Source organism: Paenibacillus helianthi (assembly GCF_001909055.1).
Lineage (GTDB): Bacteria > Bacillota > Bacilli > Paenibacillales > Paenibacillaceae > Paenibacillus_AQ > Paenibacillus_AQ helianthi.
This window is the reverse complement of record NZ_LVWI01000041.1, coordinates 91,609-111,512: the sequence shown is the minus strand read 5'-3', so window position 1 is coordinate 111,512 and position 19,904 is coordinate 91,609. Positions and strand designations below refer to the sequence as shown.

The 19,904-nt window shown below is 49.7% G+C and carries 20 protein-coding genes; 17 read left to right on the top strand and 3 right to left on the bottom strand.

Translation table 11 applies throughout. From position 1 onward, the window contains the following. From A3844_RS15345 to A3844_RS15320, 6 genes are all read left to right on the top strand, one after another. Positions 1–3,777: hypothetical protein (locus A3844_RS15345; RefSeq protein WP_244169781.1), on the top strand; the 3,777-nt coding region annotated here is incomplete at its 5' end. A 19-nt stretch (positions 3,778–3,796) separates the two neighbouring features. Beyond that, positions 3,797–4,594 (top strand): Imm47 family immunity protein, encoded by a 798-nt coding sequence (imm47, locus tag A3844_RS15340; protein ID WP_074087017.1) that lies wholly within the window; start codon positions 3,797–3,799, stop codon positions 4,592–4,594. 108 nt (positions 4,595–4,702) lie between these two features. Further along, positions 4,703–5,557 carry an HNH endonuclease gene (locus A3844_RS33465; protein ID WP_083606864.1) on the top strand — a complete coding sequence of 285 codons (855 nt, stop codon included), beginning with the start codon at positions 4,703–4,705 and terminating at the stop codon, positions 5,555–5,557. Between the two features lie 20 nt (positions 5,558–5,577). Beyond that, on the top strand, positions 5,578–6,054 hold the full coding sequence (locus tag A3844_RS15330) for a DUF6985 domain-containing protein (protein WP_083606867.1): 477 nt from the start codon (positions 5,578–5,580) through the stop codon (positions 6,052–6,054). Between the two features lie 658 nt (positions 6,055–6,712). Further along, entirely contained in the window at positions 6,713–7,255 is a 543-nt protein-coding gene (locus tag A3844_RS15325) for a hypothetical protein (protein WP_244169780.1), read from the top strand. A gap of 54 nt (positions 7,256–7,309) precedes the next feature. Further along, positions 7,310–7,684, top strand: coding sequence for a hypothetical protein (locus A3844_RS15320; RefSeq protein WP_074107830.1), 375 nt, complete (start codon positions 7,310–7,312; stop codon positions 7,682–7,684). On the opposite strand, the gene A3844_RS15315 is transcribed toward A3844_RS15320, so the two are convergent. From A3844_RS15315 to A3844_RS15305, 3 genes are read right to left on the bottom strand one after another with little or no spacing between them, the layout of a single operon-like run. After that, a complete protein-coding gene (locus tag A3844_RS15315) occupies positions 7,641–8,006 on the bottom strand; it encodes a GntR family transcriptional regulator (protein WP_074102518.1) in 366 nt (121 codons plus the stop codon). The two genes, A3844_RS15320 and A3844_RS15315, sit on opposite strands and share 44 nt — an antisense overlap. Further along, entirely contained in the window at positions 8,003–8,659 is a 657-nt protein-coding gene (locus tag A3844_RS15310; protein WP_074107829.1) for an ABC-2 transporter permease, read from the bottom strand. The genes A3844_RS15315 and A3844_RS15310 overlap by 4 nt, the downstream gene beginning before the upstream one ends. Beyond that, on the bottom strand, positions 8,652–9,509 hold the full coding sequence (locus tag A3844_RS15305; RefSeq protein ID WP_074107828.1) for an ABC transporter ATP-binding protein: 858 nt from the start codon (positions 9,507–9,509) through the stop codon (positions 8,652–8,654). Before A3844_RS15305 ends, A3844_RS15310 begins: the two co-directional genes overlap by 8 nt. Positions 9,510–9,690: 181 nt before the next feature. On the opposite strand from A3844_RS15305, the gene A3844_RS15300 reads away from it, so the two are divergent. The 11 genes from A3844_RS15300 to A3844_RS15250 all read left to right on the top strand — a co-directional run bounded on the left by A3844_RS15300 (position 9,691) and on the right by A3844_RS15250 (position 19,904). Continuing rightward, complete coding sequence (locus A3844_RS15300) at positions 9,691–11,994, top strand: ATP-binding protein (RefSeq protein WP_083606863.1); 2,304 nt, start codon at positions 9,691–9,693, stop codon at positions 11,992–11,994. A gap of 2 nt (positions 11,995–11,996) precedes the next feature. Beyond that, complete coding sequence (locus A3844_RS15295) at positions 11,997–12,569, top strand: Pvc16 family protein (RefSeq protein WP_074087855.1); 573 nt, start codon at positions 11,997–11,999, stop codon at positions 12,567–12,569. 209 nt (positions 12,570–12,778) lie between these two features. After that, positions 12,779–14,317 carry a phage tail sheath family protein gene (locus A3844_RS15290; protein WP_074087857.1) on the top strand — a complete coding sequence of 513 codons (1,539 nt, stop codon included), beginning with the start codon at positions 12,779–12,781 and terminating at the stop codon, positions 14,315–14,317. Between the two features lie 23 nt (positions 14,318–14,340). Continuing rightward, entirely contained in the window at positions 14,341–14,784 is a 444-nt protein-coding gene (locus tag A3844_RS15285) for a phage tail protein (RefSeq protein ID WP_074087859.1), read from the top strand. A gap of 140 nt (positions 14,785–14,924) precedes the next feature. Next, positions 14,925–15,293, top strand: coding sequence for a hypothetical protein (locus A3844_RS15280; RefSeq protein ID WP_074087861.1), 369 nt, complete (start codon positions 14,925–14,927; stop codon positions 15,291–15,293). Further along, positions 15,290–15,475 carry a DUF6760 family protein gene (locus A3844_RS33905; protein WP_074087862.1) on the top strand — a complete coding sequence of 62 codons (186 nt, stop codon included), beginning with the start codon at positions 15,290–15,292 and terminating at the stop codon, positions 15,473–15,475. The genes A3844_RS15280 and A3844_RS33905 overlap by 4 nt, the downstream gene beginning before the upstream one ends. A 9-nt stretch (positions 15,476–15,484) precedes the next feature. Beyond that, positions 15,485–15,961 carry a phage tail protein gene (locus A3844_RS15270; RefSeq protein ID WP_074087863.1) on the top strand — a complete coding sequence of 159 codons (477 nt, stop codon included), beginning with the start codon at positions 15,485–15,487 and terminating at the stop codon, positions 15,959–15,961. Next, positions 15,962–17,518, top strand: a complete 1,557-nt coding sequence (locus A3844_RS15265) for a hypothetical protein (protein ID WP_074107827.1) — start codon at positions 15,962–15,964, stop codon at positions 17,516–17,518. Then, positions 17,518–18,129 (top strand): CIS tube protein, encoded by a 612-nt coding sequence (locus tag A3844_RS15260; protein ID WP_074087865.1) that lies wholly within the window; start codon positions 17,518–17,520, stop codon positions 18,127–18,129. Before A3844_RS15265 ends, A3844_RS15260 begins: the two co-directional genes overlap by 1 nt. Positions 18,130–18,141: 12 nt before the next feature. Continuing rightward, positions 18,142–19,185: a phage late control D family protein gene (locus A3844_RS15255; protein WP_074107826.1), complete on the top strand. Its 1,044-nt coding sequence runs from the start codon at positions 18,142–18,144 to the stop codon at positions 19,183–19,185. Continuing rightward, positions 19,182–19,904, top strand: a complete 723-nt coding sequence (locus A3844_RS15250; RefSeq protein ID WP_074107825.1) for a phage baseplate assembly protein V — start codon at positions 19,182–19,184, stop codon at positions 19,902–19,904. Before A3844_RS15255 ends, A3844_RS15250 begins: the two co-directional genes overlap by 4 nt.

The following is a 19,904-nucleotide window of genomic DNA, read 5'->3' as shown; positions in this document are numbered from 1 at the left end:
GAGCAAGGGGAGGGGATTGCGGGGGATTCCCAGGTTGAACAGGAGCCTGCTCTTGCGGCACCTGTTCAAGAGACACCGTCAGCCACCAAGGAGCCGTCAGTAAGTGAGCAGAAGCAACCTCAAGAGCAGAAACTGGAACGGGTACAAAGCGAGGTACAACAAGTCAGCGTTCAGACTGAACCGAAGGCGCAGCAGAATGAACAGTCCGGCAATAAGACAAAGGGCAACTTTGCATTCAAAAAGTGGGGCAAACCCCGGGCGAAGAGTTTTCCTTCCGCTACTGAAGAGAACAAGGGAACAGCAGATGGAGGGCAACTGGACGGGAAAGAGGAGGCAGCCGCTCCGCAGCCAGCCGAAGGCGAAGCAACGGGTTCGAAGGCTAACGAGACTGGGAAAGAACAGCCGGTGGAAGCTAAGGACACCAAGGACGCCAAGGACGGCAAGGACGCCAAGGACGCCAAGGACGCTAAGGACACCAAGGAAGGCAAAGATTCAAAGGAAGGCAAAGATTCCAAGGCAGATGTGGAATCGCAGTCGGGAAAGGAAGCGAAGGAAGCCCAAGGGGAACCCGCGCAAAAGGGAGCAGCGAAGGAACCTTCACTCGGAGATGCTCTAGGGGCTTTAGCAGGAGAGGATAAGGAAGCACCCGCCAAGGCCAAGAAGGTGAACATCCACGGCGAAGATCCGGGGCAAATCCTCGATCAGCTGACCCGGATTCAGCCGACAGAGATGGGAGACGCCTATGCCCAGGCGGTGGATGGTTCCGCAGAGGCTTTTGCTAAGCAGAAGCAGAAGACCCGGCAGGGGCTTCCGCTAATTCCTGCACCGACGGGACTGAAAGGCAAAGTCTTTCAAGCCCGGAAAAAGCCAGCGCCACTAAAACACTCCACACCGGAGGGGTATAAGAGTGAGCGTACCGGTGGGACCGCAGCTACGGGGAACCTGGAGCGAATGAACATCAGATCTTCCAGCCCGGACGGTAACCCTGAAGCTATGTTGGGCGAAATCCGTTCCGCTGTGGCTCAGCCGCCAGGCATCAGCATGACTGGCGAGGCAGATCCATCCCAGCTCGAAGGCTTCAATCAGGAGGCCTCCCAGCAGGTAGGAGCAGCCAAGCAGGCGGAGATAGGCCAGATCCACACTCCGTTTGGTGAGAATGACATCTATCCCGAACCGGACGGTTCTACGCTGAAGGCTTCCGCAGAGCTGCAAGGCGGAAATGCACCCGGAGCCAAAAAACTGCCCGCACTGGGAGTGCCTGCGGACATGACTGCCGGGCTCAATCGCAGCCTTGCTCCAGAAATGAAGAAGCAGCTTGGCGCGAAGCAGGCTGAATATAGCAAGGAAAAAGCAAAGTTCGACAACAAGGTGCTGATCTCCAAAGCAGACAGCCACGCGCAAATCCAGCAGGCGGAAGCCGATGCCAAGAACAAGCAACTCAGCCAGCAGGCCGGGGCCAAGGCGGAAGTCGACAACCTGCGCGGCGAATGGAAAAACGAGCTGGATGCAGCCGAAGCCGACTATGCCGGACAGGCAGGAGCGGCCGCGCAGCAGAAAAAGGGCGAGATCAACAGCATCCGGACCGAAAAAGAACGCGAAGCGCAGAAAAAGCAGACCGAAGCGGAACGGGAAGCCACCCAAGCCTACAGCAAAGCCAAGAAGGATGCGGACGGCAAACATGTAGAGGAAAAGGCCAAGGAAGAAAAGAAAGGCGGCTTCCTCGGCTGGGTGAAGGACAAGCTCGAAGCGGTGGTTGAGGTCGTTAAGAAGGCCGTCAACTTCATTTTCGAAGGCCTTCGCAAAGCGGTGAAGTTCATTTTTGAAAAAGCCAAACAAGCCGTGCTGGGCATTATCGAACTGGGCCGCAAACTGATCACCACCCTGATCAAAGGCCTGGGTACGCTGCTCAAAAAACTGGTCTCCGTGGTGTTTGCCAAATTCCCGGGCATCGCCGCCAAAATATGCAGTAAAATTGACGGTGTCGTCAACAAGGCCGTGAAGGCCGTCAACCAGCTGGCGCAGAAGCTCAAAACCAAAGTCACACAGGTCATGGACTTCCTGGCCGCCAAGGTGGATCAGGCGCTGGCTGCGGTGCAGAACTTCTACACCCAGTTAATCTCAACCCTGGGCAACCTGCTCATTGCTACATTTCTCGATGTGCTCGCACGGATTGGTGCGCTCGGCAAGGCGGCGAAGCGTTCGCTCAGCCATTTGGAAGGCAAGATGTGGGAGTATCTGCTCGGAGTAGACATCTCCAAGCCGATGGGAGCAGGGACGGCAGAAGGCGGAGCAGCAGAGCATACGCAGGACACCGGTCAGCCTCAAGCGGACGAGAAGCTCACCGCAGACGACATCGAAATGGAGTCGGTCGAAGCGGGTGAGATGGACCCGGCACTGGTGCAGGAAGCAAACCTCAAGGACGGGGAGAGCAAGCAGGTGTCAGGCAGCCGCGATCCGGCCACCATGGACAGCATCATGGCGGAATTCGATACCGGAAAAGCAGATCAAAGCCTGGGCGACAAAATAGCCGATGGCGCGAAACTTCGTGCGGGCAATGCGAAAATGCTGTTTGACCAGATTAAATCATATGTAATAAAATGGATGAAGAATAATGGATTGAAGCTTTTGGCTGCCATTACAGGCATCTTGGTTGGCGTGGTGGCTGCGGAGATCATCACAGGCGGGGCTATTACCGCTGCACTCCCGATGATCATCAACCTGATCACGGTGTATCTGCAAGCAGATGCGATTAAATCCGTCGCCCAGACTATTGTCCAAGCTTCGGGCTACATCGGCACCTATCTGAGCCAAGGCTGGCAGAAGATGATCGAGCCGGCCGCCATTGCGCTGGCAACCGCACTGGCCATGGGACTCGTGGAGCTGGCGATGGAGCTTGGCTTCAAAGCGATCGGCAAAGGGCTGAACAAAGCCGGACAAGCCGTGAAGAAAGGCGTTGGAGCTGCGGCCACTGGTGCGAAGACCTTAGCGGGTGCAGGAGTCAAGGGCATCAAGAGCTTGCTGAAAACCGGAGCCAAGCTCGCTTCCAAGAGCGGCAGCATGATCATACGCAATGGCAAAATCGTGATCAAGAGCCTGCAAAAGGGGCTCATGAAGGGGGCCAAAAAGCTCCAGGGTCTGGTGGACCGGATTCTGCAGAAGTTTAAGTTCAAGCGGTTCAAGCTTGAGCGCAAGGGTAAGCATATCCGTCTGTATGGCGAGGTTAATCCTTGGGTGCTGCTGGTTGACGGGACGATGAAGGACGTCGATGAGAAGCAATATAAAGAGCTTGAACTTGCTGGGAAGAAACCGACTAGTGAAATTAGTGAAAAGGTCCTGAAAGGTAAAGAAGTTTATGGACCTCATTATGACGAAGCAGTTAAAAGATATAAAGAAAATCCAGATTGGTTCCCAAATCCAGACGAATCGATAATCGTAAAAAAGAATGATTTGAAAGTCGCACGAGAAGAGTACAACTCTTTGGTGAGTAGTGGTGACCTTGAAAAAGGACATCACAGACAAGGATTGGCTTTTGGCGGAGAAAATATTCAAGACAACATCCAATTTACTGGTGAATCAACGATTAAGAAAAAAGAACTTTCTGACCTGGATCTAGATTTCTATCATGAAAAAGGATTAGGTAAAGAAAAGGCGAAAATATTAAAGGTTCATCAGACAGAAAGTGGAATCTATCTTTTTGGAAACAATCCTAACCATACTGAAGCTACGGTTTTTCAGAATAAAGTCTTAAAGTGGCAAAGAGATTCCGGTTTGAGATAATAAAATAGGAGACTAGAAAATGGGCCAATCTAGCAATTTGATAAAGAGCAATTGGTATGGAGAAAAAAATTCCAGTGATGACATCGCTTCTTTGAGGAATTCTCTAAAACAAGCAACGACAGAACATGATAACATGTTGTTAATAATTGATTTATTGAAATTAGGTGATTTTACAGTTAAGGAAAAGATGTTACAAATTATGAATACTACCAAAGACGAAAACATAATGAACTTGTGCATTCGGTTGTTTTGTTCGGTAGCGTCGCATAAAGATCTATTGAATAGTGGAAATTTGCTGTTTCTTTCGGACTTATCAGAATACAATGCTGATACTTTTGCAGCAAGTGCTTTGTATACTTTATCTTATGATGCCGTTCCTTATCTGCTGGCAATGCTAGAGGAATGGGAGGATACAAACGTAGAAGGAACGATTAGAAATTCATTGGATATTTTTCTTAATTATTCAGATGAACTAACCGAGGAAGCACCTGTCGAGGAGATCGGAAATTTTTATCTTGATTATATTAAAAAGGTAGAACTGGATAACTACTATTACTATGGAGATCCGGCTTTTCCCGGATCTCTAGCTAAAAAGATTATTGAGAAATCAGTTATATCTTTAAATAATACAATTCCTATTCAAACCAATGTAATTCCATCATTACTCTCAATTTGGAGCGGAGTAAAATGTCCTGTTCAATATGATACAATCGTTGATGTTGATCAGCTTGGAGATGTCTACCGGTATGTTGATATAATTTCAAAAATGGAATGGGAAATCGGGTCTAAGTATTTTTATGGACATCGAGTACTTTAAAATAACAGACCATATGTTGTAATAACTAAGCCACTCTTGCGTAACTCACATAGAGTGGCTTAGTTTTGTATTTTTCCCGGAGCCAAGCTTGCATTCAAGAGCGGAAGTATGATTATACGCAATGGCAAAATCGTGATCAAGAGCCTGCAAAAGGGGCTTATGAAGGGGGCCAAAAAGCTCCGGGGTCTGGTGGACCGGATTCTGCAGAAGTTCAAGTTCAAGCGGTTCAAGCTGGAGCGCATGGGCAAGCATATCCGTCTATATGGCGAGGTTAATCCTTGGGTGCTGCTGATGGATGGAGAACTTCGGGACATCAAGGAGCAGAATCTCGAAAAGGAATTAAAGAAACTAGAACTCGATGGCAAGAAACCGATCAAGCTTAGCGATGCGGAATATAGTAAGCTTAATAACATAGAGCCTAATAAGAGAGCAGAAATCTCAAAAGGTGCAGATGGAGATAAAAGTAAGATTGATTTTAATAGCGTTAAGGGAACGGATAAAATTCCTAAAGTAACAAAAGGTTATGATGTAACACCTTTGAAGAGCACTTATAAAGAAAGGTTGAATCAAACTCCCGTAAGTAATGGTAAATGGACTGGTGAAAGAGGTGAATCAACTTTTATTTCCGATAGTCCCGAAGTAAAACCATATTTTAATGATGCTGGCGTTCAAGGTGTAGAATATAAGAATGCAGTACCAGATTTATCTCCGTTTTCTAAGGCGGAATTTGAGATTACGGGTATGTCTGGTTCAAGAACTTCTAATTTTTCAAAAGCTGACGAATTGCTCGCAGAGCAGTGGTCAACACCAGAGAAGCAGTGGACAAAGGCTGAAGTGGCAAAATGGAGAACACAAAACAAGTACACTTGGCATGAACTTAATGATGGGAAAACCATACAATTGATTCCAAGTAGTATTAATTCTAAATTTGGTCACCTTGGTGGAGTAAGTGAAGTTAAATGAGAAAGGACGATACTCTGAAAATGGAAAAGGATGAGTTGTTTGGAGAAATTGTATATGAAGATTTGTGGATCGGTACAACTGAGATAACCATGTTTGGAGAAAATCAAAAAATACTTTTGAATATCTATGGTGAAGAGAATGAGGAAATTACGCCGAACCAACGGGACGCTTTTTCTCAATTCAAAGCAAAAATGCCTGACATAGTAAAGGAGAGCGAAGATAAGATTCTTGAGTATTATTTAGATAATTGTGAAGATTATCGAGCAATGCAAAGTAATAGTGAAGAACTTGAAAAAATTGCTCCAAAGATTTCATCACTAGACGAGTTGGGGAAACTTGTTACGCCTACAAGTTTGCTAATAAGATATGATTTCGAAGATGGTATTAGACGAGTAGGAATATTATGTGATTGTACATGGGAACGAGAACATGGATTGGGTATTAGTGTTGAAAATGAAGAAGTAGTAGAAATAGGTCTTCAAGATATTGTTCTTTAGCCTTAGGATATGTCAAGGTTTTGTGTAACCTCACTTTGAGGGATACAAATTGAATTACGAAAAGTTAAGGAGATTTTAATAAAAAGAATTCTGATGAAGGAATAATTATGGTTCATTTTCTATGATTTTTTATTCAATAGACTCAGTGATGCTAAAGCGAACTGGGAAGAAAAACTAGTGCTTTGAACAGATGGGGTTTCAGTCTTCAAAACTCTAGCTTGCCACGTGCCTGCTAAGTGGTTCCTTAAAAGAGGCGGTTGAGGCAATAAATTGTCATTATACTGAGTTCAATCTCAGTGATTTCCACCGTTTCAATGCTTTAGGGGAGGTATTTCCACCGTTTCGACTCAGGGTAATGGACTTCCAGCATTCTCTGGATCTCCTACCCAGGCGAATCTGGTGTGTCATCCGTAGCGACCCTCTACATGGAACAGAACCTCGTATTTTTTGTTTATTTGCTAGTCCTCCTGAATATTTCCTAATAGGGAGGTGGTGAAATCTGAATAGGTCAAGGCTAACCAGTTAGCCCCACCCGGGTGTAAACGCACCCGGGTGTTTTGTTTTTTGACTTATTCCTAAATAGTAACTCTCCTCAAAAATCCCCTCTCTCACACAGTTGTTATGAAGCCTCAAACAGCCCTCTTCTTGGTGTCAAAGTGTGAGTTATTTGACGCTTACGGTCTCCGTGGTGTTTGCCAAATTCCCGGGCATCGCTGCCAAAATATGCAGCAAAATTGACGGAGTCGTCAATAAGGCCGTGAAGGCCGTCAACCAGCTGGCAGAGAAGCTCAAAACCAAAGTCACACAGGTCATGGACTTCCTGGCCGCCAAGGTGGATCAGGCGCTGGCTGCGATACAGAACTTCTATACCAAGTTAATCTCAACCCTGGGCAACCTGCTCATTGCTACGTTTCTGGATGTGCATGCCCGGATTGGGGCGCTCGGCAAGGCGGCGAAGCGTTCGCTCAGTCATTTGGAAGGCAAAATGTGGGAATATCTGCTCGGAGTAGACATCTCCAAGCCTATGGGGGCAGGAGCGGCAGAAGGCGGAGCAGCGGAGCATACGCAGGACACCGGTCAGCCACAAGCGGACGAGAAGCTCACCGCAGGCTACTTTTTGCTTTCTTACACAAACTTCTTGACGCTACCTTATAACCAGAGTTGGCCTTTATTTACTTCCATTTTTGATTATCAATTTTAAAAAATACTGTAAAATGGATGGAGAGTGATAGGTTGAATCTTATGGATTAGACTTGTGGAGCTGGCGATGGAGCTTGGCTTCAAGGCGATCGGCAAAGGGCTGAACAAAGCCGGACAAGCCGTGAAGAAAGACGTTGGAGCTGCGGCCAAAGGTGCGAAGAACGTAGCGGGCGCAGGAGTCAAGGGCATCAAGAGCCTGTTGAAATCTGGAGCCAAGCTCGCATCCAAAAGCGGCAGTATGATTATCCGGGGCGGCAAAATCGTGATCAAGAGCCTGCAAAAGGGGCTCATGAAGGGGGCCAAAAAGCTCCAGGGTCTGGTGGACTTTAAGTTCAAGCGGTTCAAGCTGGAGCGCAAGGGTAAGCATATCCGTCTGTATGGGGCTGCTAATAAATCTTATTCAGCAGCCCAATCACTTCATCAAGGGTGAGGCCAAAGGACTTGTAGTAGGATGTATCGCCCTCCATTTGCTTTAGGACCATTTCGTTACGTATCCGCAGCATCTCGTCGGGCGAGAATTCGGCTACGAAACATCCTTTACCTGTTACCGTATTGATCAAACCGCTCCGCTCAAGTTCCTCCCAAGCTTTCTTAACGGTAATGACACTAACATGAAGCTCCAGGGCTGCCTGACGAATGGGTGGTAGACAATAGCCGCTTTCTAGCTCGCCTTTCAGGATTTGTGCGCTGATCTGTTCGTAAAGCTGCTGATAAATCGGTTTCTCGGAAGTATTCGAAATCGTTACGTTCATATTATCTCCACTCTTTGGAATCTCTTTACCGCAATCCGATAGGCAATCAGGGTGAATGCAATGAAAATTACGAGGCCCGCCATCAGAATGGATAGTTGAAGCGCGATATTATCCGTTCCGGAGCCATAGAAAATGTCGTTTACCCAAGGACTTTGGATTCCGGCCCATTGGGCAACTCCGGCAAATAGTATAGCGGCCGTAGTGGATGCGGTCGTTGCCGCGCCATACTTATACGCTGTCTTGTAGTACATAGATATAAATACGATGTTGAAGATCGCCAGCATGATGAAACATAATCCCCAAAAACCCATATGCGGCGGATAGAAAATGTAAGTCAGATCAGGATACAAACGAAAAGTAAATATACTGAAGATCATTGCAACGAGAAGATGCATGAGTTCAAGAATGACAATAACGGTTATCCTGGACTTCACGATGTCTGTTTTGGTCACAGGCATCATCGTACTAAACATCAAATCATTCTGGCTTTTAAATCCGCTAAACATATTCGGTATCGTTATGAAGCAGAAATATAGCGGTACGATAAAGTAGACCCAGCCGGGAATAAGCATTAAGCAGCCAATAATTAAAGGTAATACGAAGAACCAAGGGTTTACTCCTAATTTCAAATCTTTCATCACCAAATTATACATATACATCCTCCTTTTTTTTCGCGAAGTAGATCATGATTTCATCGAGGCTCGGCGTGGTTCCCCTTAGGTTGGAGAGTGGATGAATGTCTTTGGCATGAATCAATCCGGTAAAGCCGAAAGAGTTGATTTTGTAGGAAATCAAATGTTCCTTCACTTCGCCCAATTGGGCTTCGCTGCCACTGAGTAAACGGTAGGACTCCTTAAACTCGTTTTTCTCGGAACTGGCAATGATTTGCCCGTGTTCAATGTAGGTTATAAAATCCGCACACCGCTCCAAGTCGGATGTAATATGAGTAGAGAAAAGAATGCTAATCTCGCCGCCAATAACGAGTTCCTGAAAGATATCCAGCAGATCGTCTCTTGAGACAGGATCGAGTCCGCTGGTCGGTTCATCTAGGATGAGCAGCTTGGCGCCATGCGATAAAGCAAGGGCTAAGTTGTACTTTACTTTCATGCCTGTAGACAGCTCTGCTATTTTTTTGTTTTCATCCAATTTGAATCTCTTCAGATAGTTGTAGTAGGCTTCATCGTTCCAATTCTTATAGAACTTCTTTGTAGCATTGGTCAGCGTTTTGAGCTTGCTGCGGGTATAGAAATCAATATCACCGAAGGCGCATCCGATTTCCTGCTTCAATTCGATTTCGTGTTCAGCGATGTTCTTGCCCAAAATGCATATTTCGCCACTATCGACTTGAACCATGTTCAAGATCGATTTGATCGTGGTCGTTTTTCCCGCGCCGTTGACCCCGATAAAACCCATAATATAACCCTGCTCCAATTGAAAAGATACATCTTTGATCTGAAAATGGGGATATTTTTTATTTAAATTTCTAATATCTAATGCCAGCATACTCTACCTCCTCGAAAATTGTGTATTCCGTGTATGCACAATGTATCACGAGGCTTTTACGAAAGTCAATTAGTATTTCGCATACTCTTCCAAAATTTCCTCCCCACCCAGTTGTAATTCCCCTCCCCAAACTTACTTTATATATGAACGAGAAAATATAGAGTGAGGACAGAAACAGGCGATGAAATTCAAAAAATTGGCCAGAACCTTTCGTCAGGAAACACGGGAAGCCGAGTGTAGGGAACGAGAAGCTGCACCTGCTCTTAATCCGGCACCCGATTGTACTCTTGCTTCCGAAGCCATTCCCGAACCGGAGGACAATGAGGCTGCCCCACCCTACAGCTCCAACCACGAGTATCTGGCAGAGGAATTGCAGCGGCTGGAGCTTCGGCTCAAACTCAGGATGCTGGAAGCGCCCCAACTGGACTCCGGGTTGTCTCAAATGGACGAAGAGATCCACTATTTGCTGGATGTCCAGTCCACGGATGAAGACGACACAAATCTGCTAACAGCGAAGATTAATCAGTTAGAGCAACGTATCGCTTCCAGACTGAGGGCCAGTCATGGGCAAGAGGTCCGGCTGATCCTCCCGCAGGTGGCTTCTACGCTTAACCTGTCTTCTCTAGAGGTAAACATCGTTATCGCATGTCTGGCAGCTGAACTGGACCGCAAGTATGAACGGATCTACGCCTTTTTACAGAATGATATGACGGACAAGCGCCCTTCAGTTGAGTTTGTCCTGGGGTTGTTTACCGGGTCAGAGGAGGAGAGGGTTGCGGCCCGATTGCTGTTCGATGCCCATGCCCCTTTAATGAAATTTCTGCTGGAACGAAAAGGCGAATTCGCTGACAGCCGCACACCGCTGATCGCCAGACCGTTGAAGCTGGAGGATTGGGCGGTGAACCTGTTGCTCGGTTATGAGGTGCTGGACGAGCGGTTGACGAAGGCAGCAAGCCTGGACACTCTGGTCATTCCGCAGCGGACAGGATTCCCTGAAGAGCTGGAGCAGAACCTGCTGCGGTTTGTGAAGCATTACAGCAGCGGCGAGGAACGCAGGGCCGGCAGTCTCCTGTACTGCAGTGGTCCAGATGAAGCCGGGAAGCTTAGCGGCATTCGAGGTGTCTGCAGCAAGCTGGGATTAACTGTGCTGGTTGCCGATATGGACAAGCTGCTGCTTCCAGAGGTGGATTTCAGCGAAATGCTGAGGCTGCTTGGACGGCATGCGCTCCTGGAACATGCGGCTCTTTGCTTCACAGGCTTCGACAGCATGGTGACCGAAGACGACCGTTACCGCGTGAAGATCCGGCTTCTAGTGGAAATGCTCGATACTTATGCACCTCTGACTTTTATCCTTGGAGAAGCAGAGTGGGGTATAAGCTTAACCGGGTTTCAACTGAATTTCATGCAGATCGAATTCCCCTTTCCGGACGCGGCGGTCCGCAAGCAGGCTTGGACGAACTTTGGGCAGGACTACAGGCTGTCTCCGAAGATCGAGCTGGCGGATTTCAGCGGCAGCTTCCGATTCACTTCCGGACAGATCCGGGCCGCGCTGAACGGCGGCGAGAATATCGCCGTATGGAACGGTTCCAGCGGGGCTGAGGTAAGCGCCAAAGATCTGTACGAGGCTTGTTACTTCCAGTCCAGCCGCAAAATCCAGGCGCTGGCAACGAAGATCCGGGCCATGTATACCTGGGACATGCTGGTGCTTCCTGGCGAACAGCTAAGCCAGCTGCGGGAAATTTGCCACCAGGTGAAGTACCGCTCGCTTGTCTATGGGGAGTGGGGCTTCGCGGGACGGCTGTCCCTGGGCAGAGGGCTCAACATTCTGTTTTCCGGCCCGCCGGGCTCCGGGAAGACGATGGCAGCTGAGGTGATCGCCACTGAGCTGAACCTGGAAATCTACAAAATCGATGTCTCGCAGATTGTGAGCAAGTACATCGGGGAGACAGAGAAGAATCTGTCGCGGATTTTTGATGAGGCAGAGACCTCCAATGCCATTCTCTTTTTTGATGAAGCGGATGCCTTGTTCGGCAAGCGTTCAGAAGTCAAGGATGCCCATGACCGGTATGCGAATGTGGAGATCAGCTATCTGCTGCAGAAGATGGAGGAGTATACCGGGATCGTGATCCTGGCTACCAATTTGAATCAGAACCTGGATGATGCCTTTGCGCGCAGGCTGCATTTCAAGCTGGAATTTCCTTTCCCGGAAAAAAATCAGCGTGCGCAGATCTGGCGGGGCATGTTCCCGGTGGGAGCGCCGCTTGATCCGGATATGGATTACGATTTCATGGCGGAGAAGTTCATTCTTGCCGGAGGCAATATCAAGAACATTGCCTTCAACGCTGCCTTTTATGCTGCGCACGAGGGCTGTGCAATCGGGATGAAGCAGATCATGCTGGCAGCGAAGCGGGAATATCTCAAGCTGGGCAAAACCTTTTTGCAATCCGATTATGCTCCGTATCACAAACTGATCGAGGTGAAATAAGCATGGCTGTGGATACCGGTACAGTAATTAGAGATGTCAGCACCAGTCTGAAAGCACTGCTTAAGGCACATGTGCCTGAGCTGAACGATGACAGCTTCATCAGCTTTGGCTCCCCAAGCGACATCGACAGCTCCACAATGAAGCTCTCGATGTGTCTATATTATTTGAGCCACAGTCCGAGCATGCGCAACAGTGAGAAGGAAGAGATCAGCGGCACGAACCAGTTCAATTATCCGCCCGCTTACCTCGATTTATATTATCTGCTCACCCCGTATGCCAAGGACAGAGAAACGGAGCAGCTCATACTGGGCAGAATTTTTCAGCTGTTCCATGAGCACCCGGTGCTCAGCGGCACAGACCTCAGGGGAAACCTCGCCGCCTGCGGTAATGACAAGATCCGGATTTCGTACAACAATCTGACGATTCAGGATATCAAGCAGCTGTGGGAGGTTTTTCCCGGCAAGCCTGCCAAGGTAAGCCTGTCTTATCTGGTATCTCCGGTAAGGCTGCCTGCGGATAAGTCGATTACGATTCCTCGGGTACAGGTAAAGGATCTGGGCATTCACCCCATTTAAATAGACAGGTCCAGGCTTCTTCTTTGAAAGGAGTGATTCATGGAGGGAACCCGTTGCAAGTCAACCGGAAAAGCGGATTTTCCGCAAAATCCAGCACATGCTCAACAGGAGTATAGGCTAACAAAACTTTGGCGTATGCTTTCAAAGCGAGTTTTGTCGAAGCGATCGCTCAGGAGTATAGGCTAACAAAACTTTTAGGAGGGTAAGAGATGGCAAATTATTTATCGCCAGGTGTGTATGTAGAGGAAGTCTCAAGCGGTGTCAAACCGATTGCCGGCGTAGGCACATCTGTAGGGGCTTTTGTAGGGATTTCAGAGAAGGGCGTGATCGGCAAAGCAGTGCTGGTCACGAACTGGAGCCAATTCGTCAACGAATTCGGCCAGTTTATTCCGAATGGCTATTTGGCTTATGCCGTGTATAATTTTTTCGCTGAAGGCGGTACCTCCTGCTATGTGGTAAGAGCGGCACCTACAGATATTCAGCCTGCCTCCCTTGCGATCAGAGACACCGATAACCTGGATCTGTTCAAGGTAGTAGCACGCTCGGAAGGGGTATGGGGCAACCGGATTTCGGTCAAGGTCAGCCAGTCCTCCAATAAGCAGCAATTCGGTTTCAAAATGGTCGTGCAATATTTGGAAGACAGTGATTTTAATGATGAATACAACGGGGAAGATGAAGCCGGCAAAATCGTCGAAATCTTCGACAATATGCTGCTGATCAATTTCGTGGAGAAGGTCAACGAGGTTTCTGCTTTTGTAAAAGTGAAGCCGCTGGTCGATCTGACCATCCTGGAGAACATGGAGAAAACTCCGGCCTTTAATGAAACGGCCTTGTCGCTCAGCGGTGGTGTGAACGGGATGTCTCCGATTGATTTCCTGGGAGATTCGGTTAGACGGGCCGGGATTCACGCCTTTGACACCATTGACGGCATCAATATTGTGGCTGCTCCAGACCTTGCGGATATGGCCTACAGCCGGGGCACGATCCTGGACATGCTCAATTATTGCAAGCTGCGAAAAGACTGCATCTTCATTGTTGACCCTCCACATGGACTGACCCCGATGCAGGTCAAGGATTTCAAGGAAGGCGCAGGCAACTATTCAGGTAATTCGTTCAACACCTCCTATGGTGCCCTGTATTATCCTTGGGTCTACATTAACGATCCGCTCACAGGCAAGCAAAAGCTCGTACCGCCGTCAGGCGCGATTGCCGGAACCTATGCTTATGTGGATTCTGTTCGAGGTGTTCATAAAGCACCAGCCGGAACTACAGATGGCTATCTGGATACGGTTGTGGGCATTGAGAAGATCATCACCAAAGCAGAGCAGGAGCTGCTCAACCCGGAAGGCATCAACGTGATCCGTTCCCTGCCGGAAGGCATCTGTGTATGGGGGGCCAGAACCCTGTCCTCCGATTCCGAATGGAATTATGTCAACGTCCGGCGGCTGATGATGTACATTGAGGAATCGCTTGACGAGGGCAGCCAATGGGTGGTGTTTGAACCGAATGATCCAAGCCTCTGGGGCAAGGTGAAACGCAACCTGACAGCCTTCCTGACCCGGGTCTGGAGAGACGGCGCTTTGTACGGAACTACGCAGGAAGAGGCCTTTTTCGTTAAAGTGGACGAGGAGAATAATCCTCCGGCTGTACGGGATGCCGGCCAGCTGATTATCGAGGTCGGTGTGGCACCGGTCAAACCTGCTGAATTCGTAGTCATTCGGGTCAGCCAGAAAACCCTATCCAAATAAGAGATTGAGAGGAGATTTATCCTATGGCAACCGGCAAAAGAATGGACCCCTACCGCAATTACCGCTTCCGCGTCGTGATTGATGGTATTCAAACTGCAGCATTCGCTGATGCGACAATTCCAGATACCTCTACTGAGGCTGTGGATTACCGTGAGGGCATTGATGCTCCGCATGCACGCAAGCTTTCAGGGCTGACCAAATTCGGCAACATTACCTTGAAAAAAGGTCTGACCGACTCCCTGGAGCTCTACAACTGGCGCAAGTCGATTGAAGACAAGGGTGCCCTGAAGAACCGCAAGAGTTTGTCGATCATTCTGGTGGATGAAGAAGGCAATGACAAGGCGCAGTGGGATATCCTCGAAGCCTGGCCGATCAAGTATGATGTCAGTGCACTCAGCGCCAAAGGGAACGAAGTTTCCGTTGAATCCATGGAGCTGGTTCATGAAGGTGTACGCAGAGTGAAATAGCTTTTTGCATTTTCCCCATCGTCACAAGGAATTTGATACGATACGCCAAACATGAGATGGACGGTATAGGGATCAAATTCACAGCCTGAGGATGCGGGCGAAGTGAAGGAACTAGAATTTTCTGAAGCGAGGGATAACACTTGGAACTTTTGCAAACCGAATTCAGCTTCACATTGCCTAAGGGCTATGTGGATGAGGCAGGCACTCTCCATAAGCAGGGAACGATGCGCCTGGCCACCGCAGCAGATGAAATTACGCCGCTCCGGGATTCCCGGGTCCAGTCCAACCCGGCGTATTTGACGGTCATCCTGCTCTCCAGAGTGGTAACCAGCCTGGGCGGGCTTGGCATGATCACGCCGCGAGTGATTGAAGAATTGTATACTTCGGATTTTGCCTATCTACAGGATATGTATAACCGGATTAACCAGAACGGCACCAATACCGTACATGCCAAATGCCCCAAATGCGAGCAGCCGTTTGAGATTGAACTGGAACCGCCGGGGGAATAATCGGCTACCCCCTTGACCGCCTCTATGAGGAGGTAGCCTTTCTAACCTACTATCTGCATTGGGACTATCCAGCCGTGCTGAACCTCGAACACGCTGAACGGGACCGCTGGTGCAGGGAAGTCAGCAAAATCAACCAAAAGCTGGGTGGCGGGGAAGAGAAGAAGAACTTCTTTGAGGCTTAGGAGGATAACATGAAGGCGAATATTTTGAATATCGGTGCAAAAAGCAATTGGGTGCCCGGCTATCGTGAGGACCCCTATCTTGCCTATAACTTCATCGTGGAGATTGACGGGATATCCGTCGCCGGTTTCTCCGATGTCTCAGGCCTCAGTATTGAGACACAGGTGGAACGGAAGAACTTCGGAGGCGAGAACCACAAGGAATTTGTCTTCCTCGGCCAGACGAAATATTCCGACCTGACGCTGAAAAATGGGGTCACGAACGACGAATTTCTATGGAACTGGTATCAGAATGTGATCAATGGAGTCGTGAAACGCCGCAACGGGTCTATCTGCCTGCTGGATCATTCCGGCACACCAAAGGTGTGGTGGAACTTCATCGAAGCCTGTCCCATCAAGTGGGAAGGACCGGCATTCAGCGCCAGCAGCAGTGCAGTGGCAGTGGAAAGTCTGGTGCTGACCCATAACGGGCTGTACAGGTACCGGTAAATGGATACAGTAACATCTGATCAGAAAAGGCAGGATTTCGTCCAGTCCATTCTGGGGAAGTATGGCATCACCAGATGGCGGAGCCGGTTTCAGAATCTGATCCTGCGGCAATTCCCTTTGCTGTTCACAGAGCCTGAGGTGGTGAAATCCGCAGGTGCAGTTATTCATCAGGTGAGCCTGATTCAGCACACGCATATCCATCAGTCAATCATCCATCCGCTGACACAGGTTATGCTGCAGCAGCAATCTCCAAATCGAAAGTTGCAGATCAGTACAGGCAGCAGTGGAGCTGCAAAGGGCATTCCTGATTCCTATCCGGGAAACCAGGGTAGCGAACAGAATACGCTTCACGGAAAGACCGGTAATCTGAACCTCATCCATGCCTTACAGGCGAGAGTCAGCAAGCAACAAAACAGGGATGTAATTCATGTAACAACGGAATATCGAACTATCGGGCTAGCTGAAAGTGAACCGGAACCTATAAGCCCGCAAGATACACGGGCTCTGAAGAGAACAGCTGAAACAAGGCAGTTGCACCTGTCACCCGTGCCGGAATCCCCGGCAGGCGGAACAGAGCAGGTAGAGCAGCACCAGGAAGATGGGATTGTGCCGCATGCCCGGAAATCCCGGCAGCATGAATTCCTCAAGGACGATATCCCGCAGCCATTGCGGGCCGTCCATCAACAGTTGCATACGCTGCGGACCCACACCTTATTCCAAGCTGTTGACGCCTTGAACACTCAGCGTCATCGGTCGCAGAAACGGGAGCTGGCGGCTAATCGGGATGCGCAGTCAGGTCAACCTCCTGCATGGGTGCTAAAGAATAGCATAGAGGTTGTCTCCAGCTCTGGCGGGACCGCTGCGAATGCACAGCATAACTCTTCTCCATGGATCTTCATGCCAAGTCAGGATTTCCTCCCTTCCGCAAGCCCCGGTATTCATCTGGGCTTAGGCCCAGGGATTGCGGCAGTGCTGGAGAAAATGGAGAGCAGACAGGTTCCCCGGAATCCGCTGCCGCAGGAGTCTGCTTCACTTCTCAACAGGCTGCAGCCCTTGGCCGTCCAGCCCATTCTGCTTCTTGCCGCTCCATTAGAACCCCAAGGTGGAGCTCTGCGGCAGGTTTCAACCCTGCTCAGCAGCACTGCACGCCGAGGGAACGCTAAGGGCCTCCCGGCAGATGATCCGATACCCGGCTTAATCCATATGGCTGGGGAGCCCGCAGTGCCTTCCGCGCAGCGGAGGAGCGGACGCGGTAGCTGGCCTTACATTGCTTCTCCGTCGCAAGAGGAGATGCAGCAGCCCGCAGGCAGACATTCCAGCCTGATTCTGCGGAAGCAGGAAGCACCTAAGGCTACAGGGCAGGAGACGGTCCAGCCGCTGCAGGAGGTGATGCCCCAGGAGCAGGCTTCCCAGCAGATTAAGGCTCAGCCATCCCCCAGGGCGGCAGCCCCTGCTGCAAAGATGGACACTGCGGAACTGAATCAGCTGGCTGAACGGGTCTATCAGGTGCTGGAGAAGAAAATGGCGATCCGCAAGGATCGGAGGGGGCTTAGATAATGGCGGAAAAGGCGAAGATTATCCCCCTGGATATGGGCGGCGGAGCCATTGAGGTGATGTTCAACCCCAATGAGTACACCGTTTCCTTTGAAGGAAAATATACCGGGGAGAAGAACAACAAGCAATTTCAAATCACGGAGACACCGGAATTCAAGGTTTCTTTATTCTATGACACATATGAAAAACGCACGGATGTGCGTAAGAAAACCAGGCTGCTGACCTCGCTGCTTGATCCCAAGGTCAGCGGGAAAAGCACGAAAAAGCCGCCGGTATGCATGTTCGTCTGGGGCGGCTTCACCTACCGGGGCCTCCTCAGCAAAATTGAGCAGAAGTTCACGATGTTCATGGAGAATGGCACACCGGTCCGCTCTCTGCTTGACGTTACCTTCATCACGGACGAGCCGGACAAAACCGTGGAGGACAGCCAGGGCCTGAATGCCTGCCGTAAGCTATGGGTGGTTAAAAGCGGTGACCGGCTGGACCTGATCGCGAATGAGGCGCTGAAGGAGCCGCTGGCATGGCGCAGGATTGCCGAGCTGAACCGGATTGTGAATCCCGTCGGCTTTCCTGGAAAAAACGATATCGGGAGGACCTTGGTCATCCCGGATTAAGGCGGGGGTTGCATGGGCACCAGTGTAGTGAATTATAAGATAGAGCTGAATGGAAGCAAGCTGTCCGCAGAGCTTACTGCCGCGGTCGAGGGAGTTACGCTGGAGGATGAGATCAATCTGCCGGCTTTATTTTCCATTCAGATGAATATGGTCAATTCCGGCAGCGGGATGTGGCGGGGAACTGATCTGAAGAGCATCAAACCGGGGGACAAAGTGAAGCTGTCGCTTGGTCTCGACAAGCCCCAGCCGCTGATCAGCGGAGAGGTTACTTCGCTGGATCTGAATTTCTCGGAGCACTCTGTACTGGAGATTCGCGGGTATGACCTGCTGCACAGGCTGCGGATGGGGACGAGAAGCAAAGTGTTTGCGAAGAAAAAGCTCAGTGATATCGCCTCGGAAATCGCTAAGGAGCATGGCCTCACCCCAGTGGTTGATGATACGGGCACCGTCTATCCCTACCTGTTCCAGAACAATCAGAGCAACTACGAGTTTCTGCTGGAGCGGGCGGCCATGCTGGATTATGAGCTCTATGTAGACGACAAAAAGCTGTATTTTGTCAAGTCGCGGTCTGTGAAAGCTCCAGGGCTTCCCGAGATGACCTTCAAGAAGGATTTTGAACGACTGAACCTGGAGCTTCGGACACTTACGCGGGGGAGTAAGGTGAAGGTCAAGGGCTGGGACGTGAAGGAGAAAAAAGAGCTGGAAGCCGAAGCGAAAACCGGAGACGAGACGACCAAGATGGGCGGCACCGAATCTGGGTTCTCTATAAGCGCCAAAGCCATCCAGGAATCACCAATCTCCATCATGGCTGAAAATTTGCTCGATATGAGCGAGGCCAAAACACTGGCTTCTGCCGCCTATAACAGCCGTCTGCGCGATTTCATTGCCGGGGAGGGGATGTGCTGGGGGAATCCGCTGCTCCGGTCCGGCCAGACGGTGAAGCTGATGGGCATGGGCGACCGCTTCAGCGGTATTTACTATATTGTCTCTACGGTTCATAAGATTGACAGCAAGGGGTATACAACGACTTTTAAGGTGAAGAGGACTGGCCTATGAATGAGGGACCCGGAATTACCAGTTTTGTCGATAGCATCATCAGCGAAGGACGGCTCTTCGGGGTAATGGTGGGGATTGTGATTAACAATGACTCCGCGAACCATGCGGATAAACCGGGACCTGGACGGGTGAAGGTGAAGATCCCGCTGATGGGCATGCCGGAATCCAACTGGGCCCGGATGGCCTCATGGATGGCCGGGAAGGAGCGGGGGGCTTTTTGCCTGCCTGAGGTGGACGATGAGGTGCTGGTGGTCTTTGAGAACGGGGATGTTAACCGCCCTTATGTGATCGGTTCTCTGTGGAACGGGAAGGATACACCGCCGGAGACCAACAAGGACGGCAAGAATAATATCCGAATGTTCAAGTCACGCAGCGGACATATCCTGCAGTTTGCCGATACCGAGGGGAAAGAGAACATTACGCTCACTTCCGCCAAAGGTCATGTAATCAGGCTGGATGACAAAAGCGGCGCAGAGCAAATCCAGATCATGGATAAATCAGGAAAAAACAAAATCGTTCTTGACACCAAAGCCAATAAGATATCGGTCCTGTCGGGACAGGATATTGAAATTTCCGCCCCGAGCGGCAAACTGTCCCTCTCCGCCAAAACCATTGAAATGAAATCATCAGCGGACACCAAGATTGAAGCGTCGGCGGGCATGGATGTCAAAGCAGCGGCCAGTATGACGATCAAAGGGGCAACGGTCAACATCAATTAA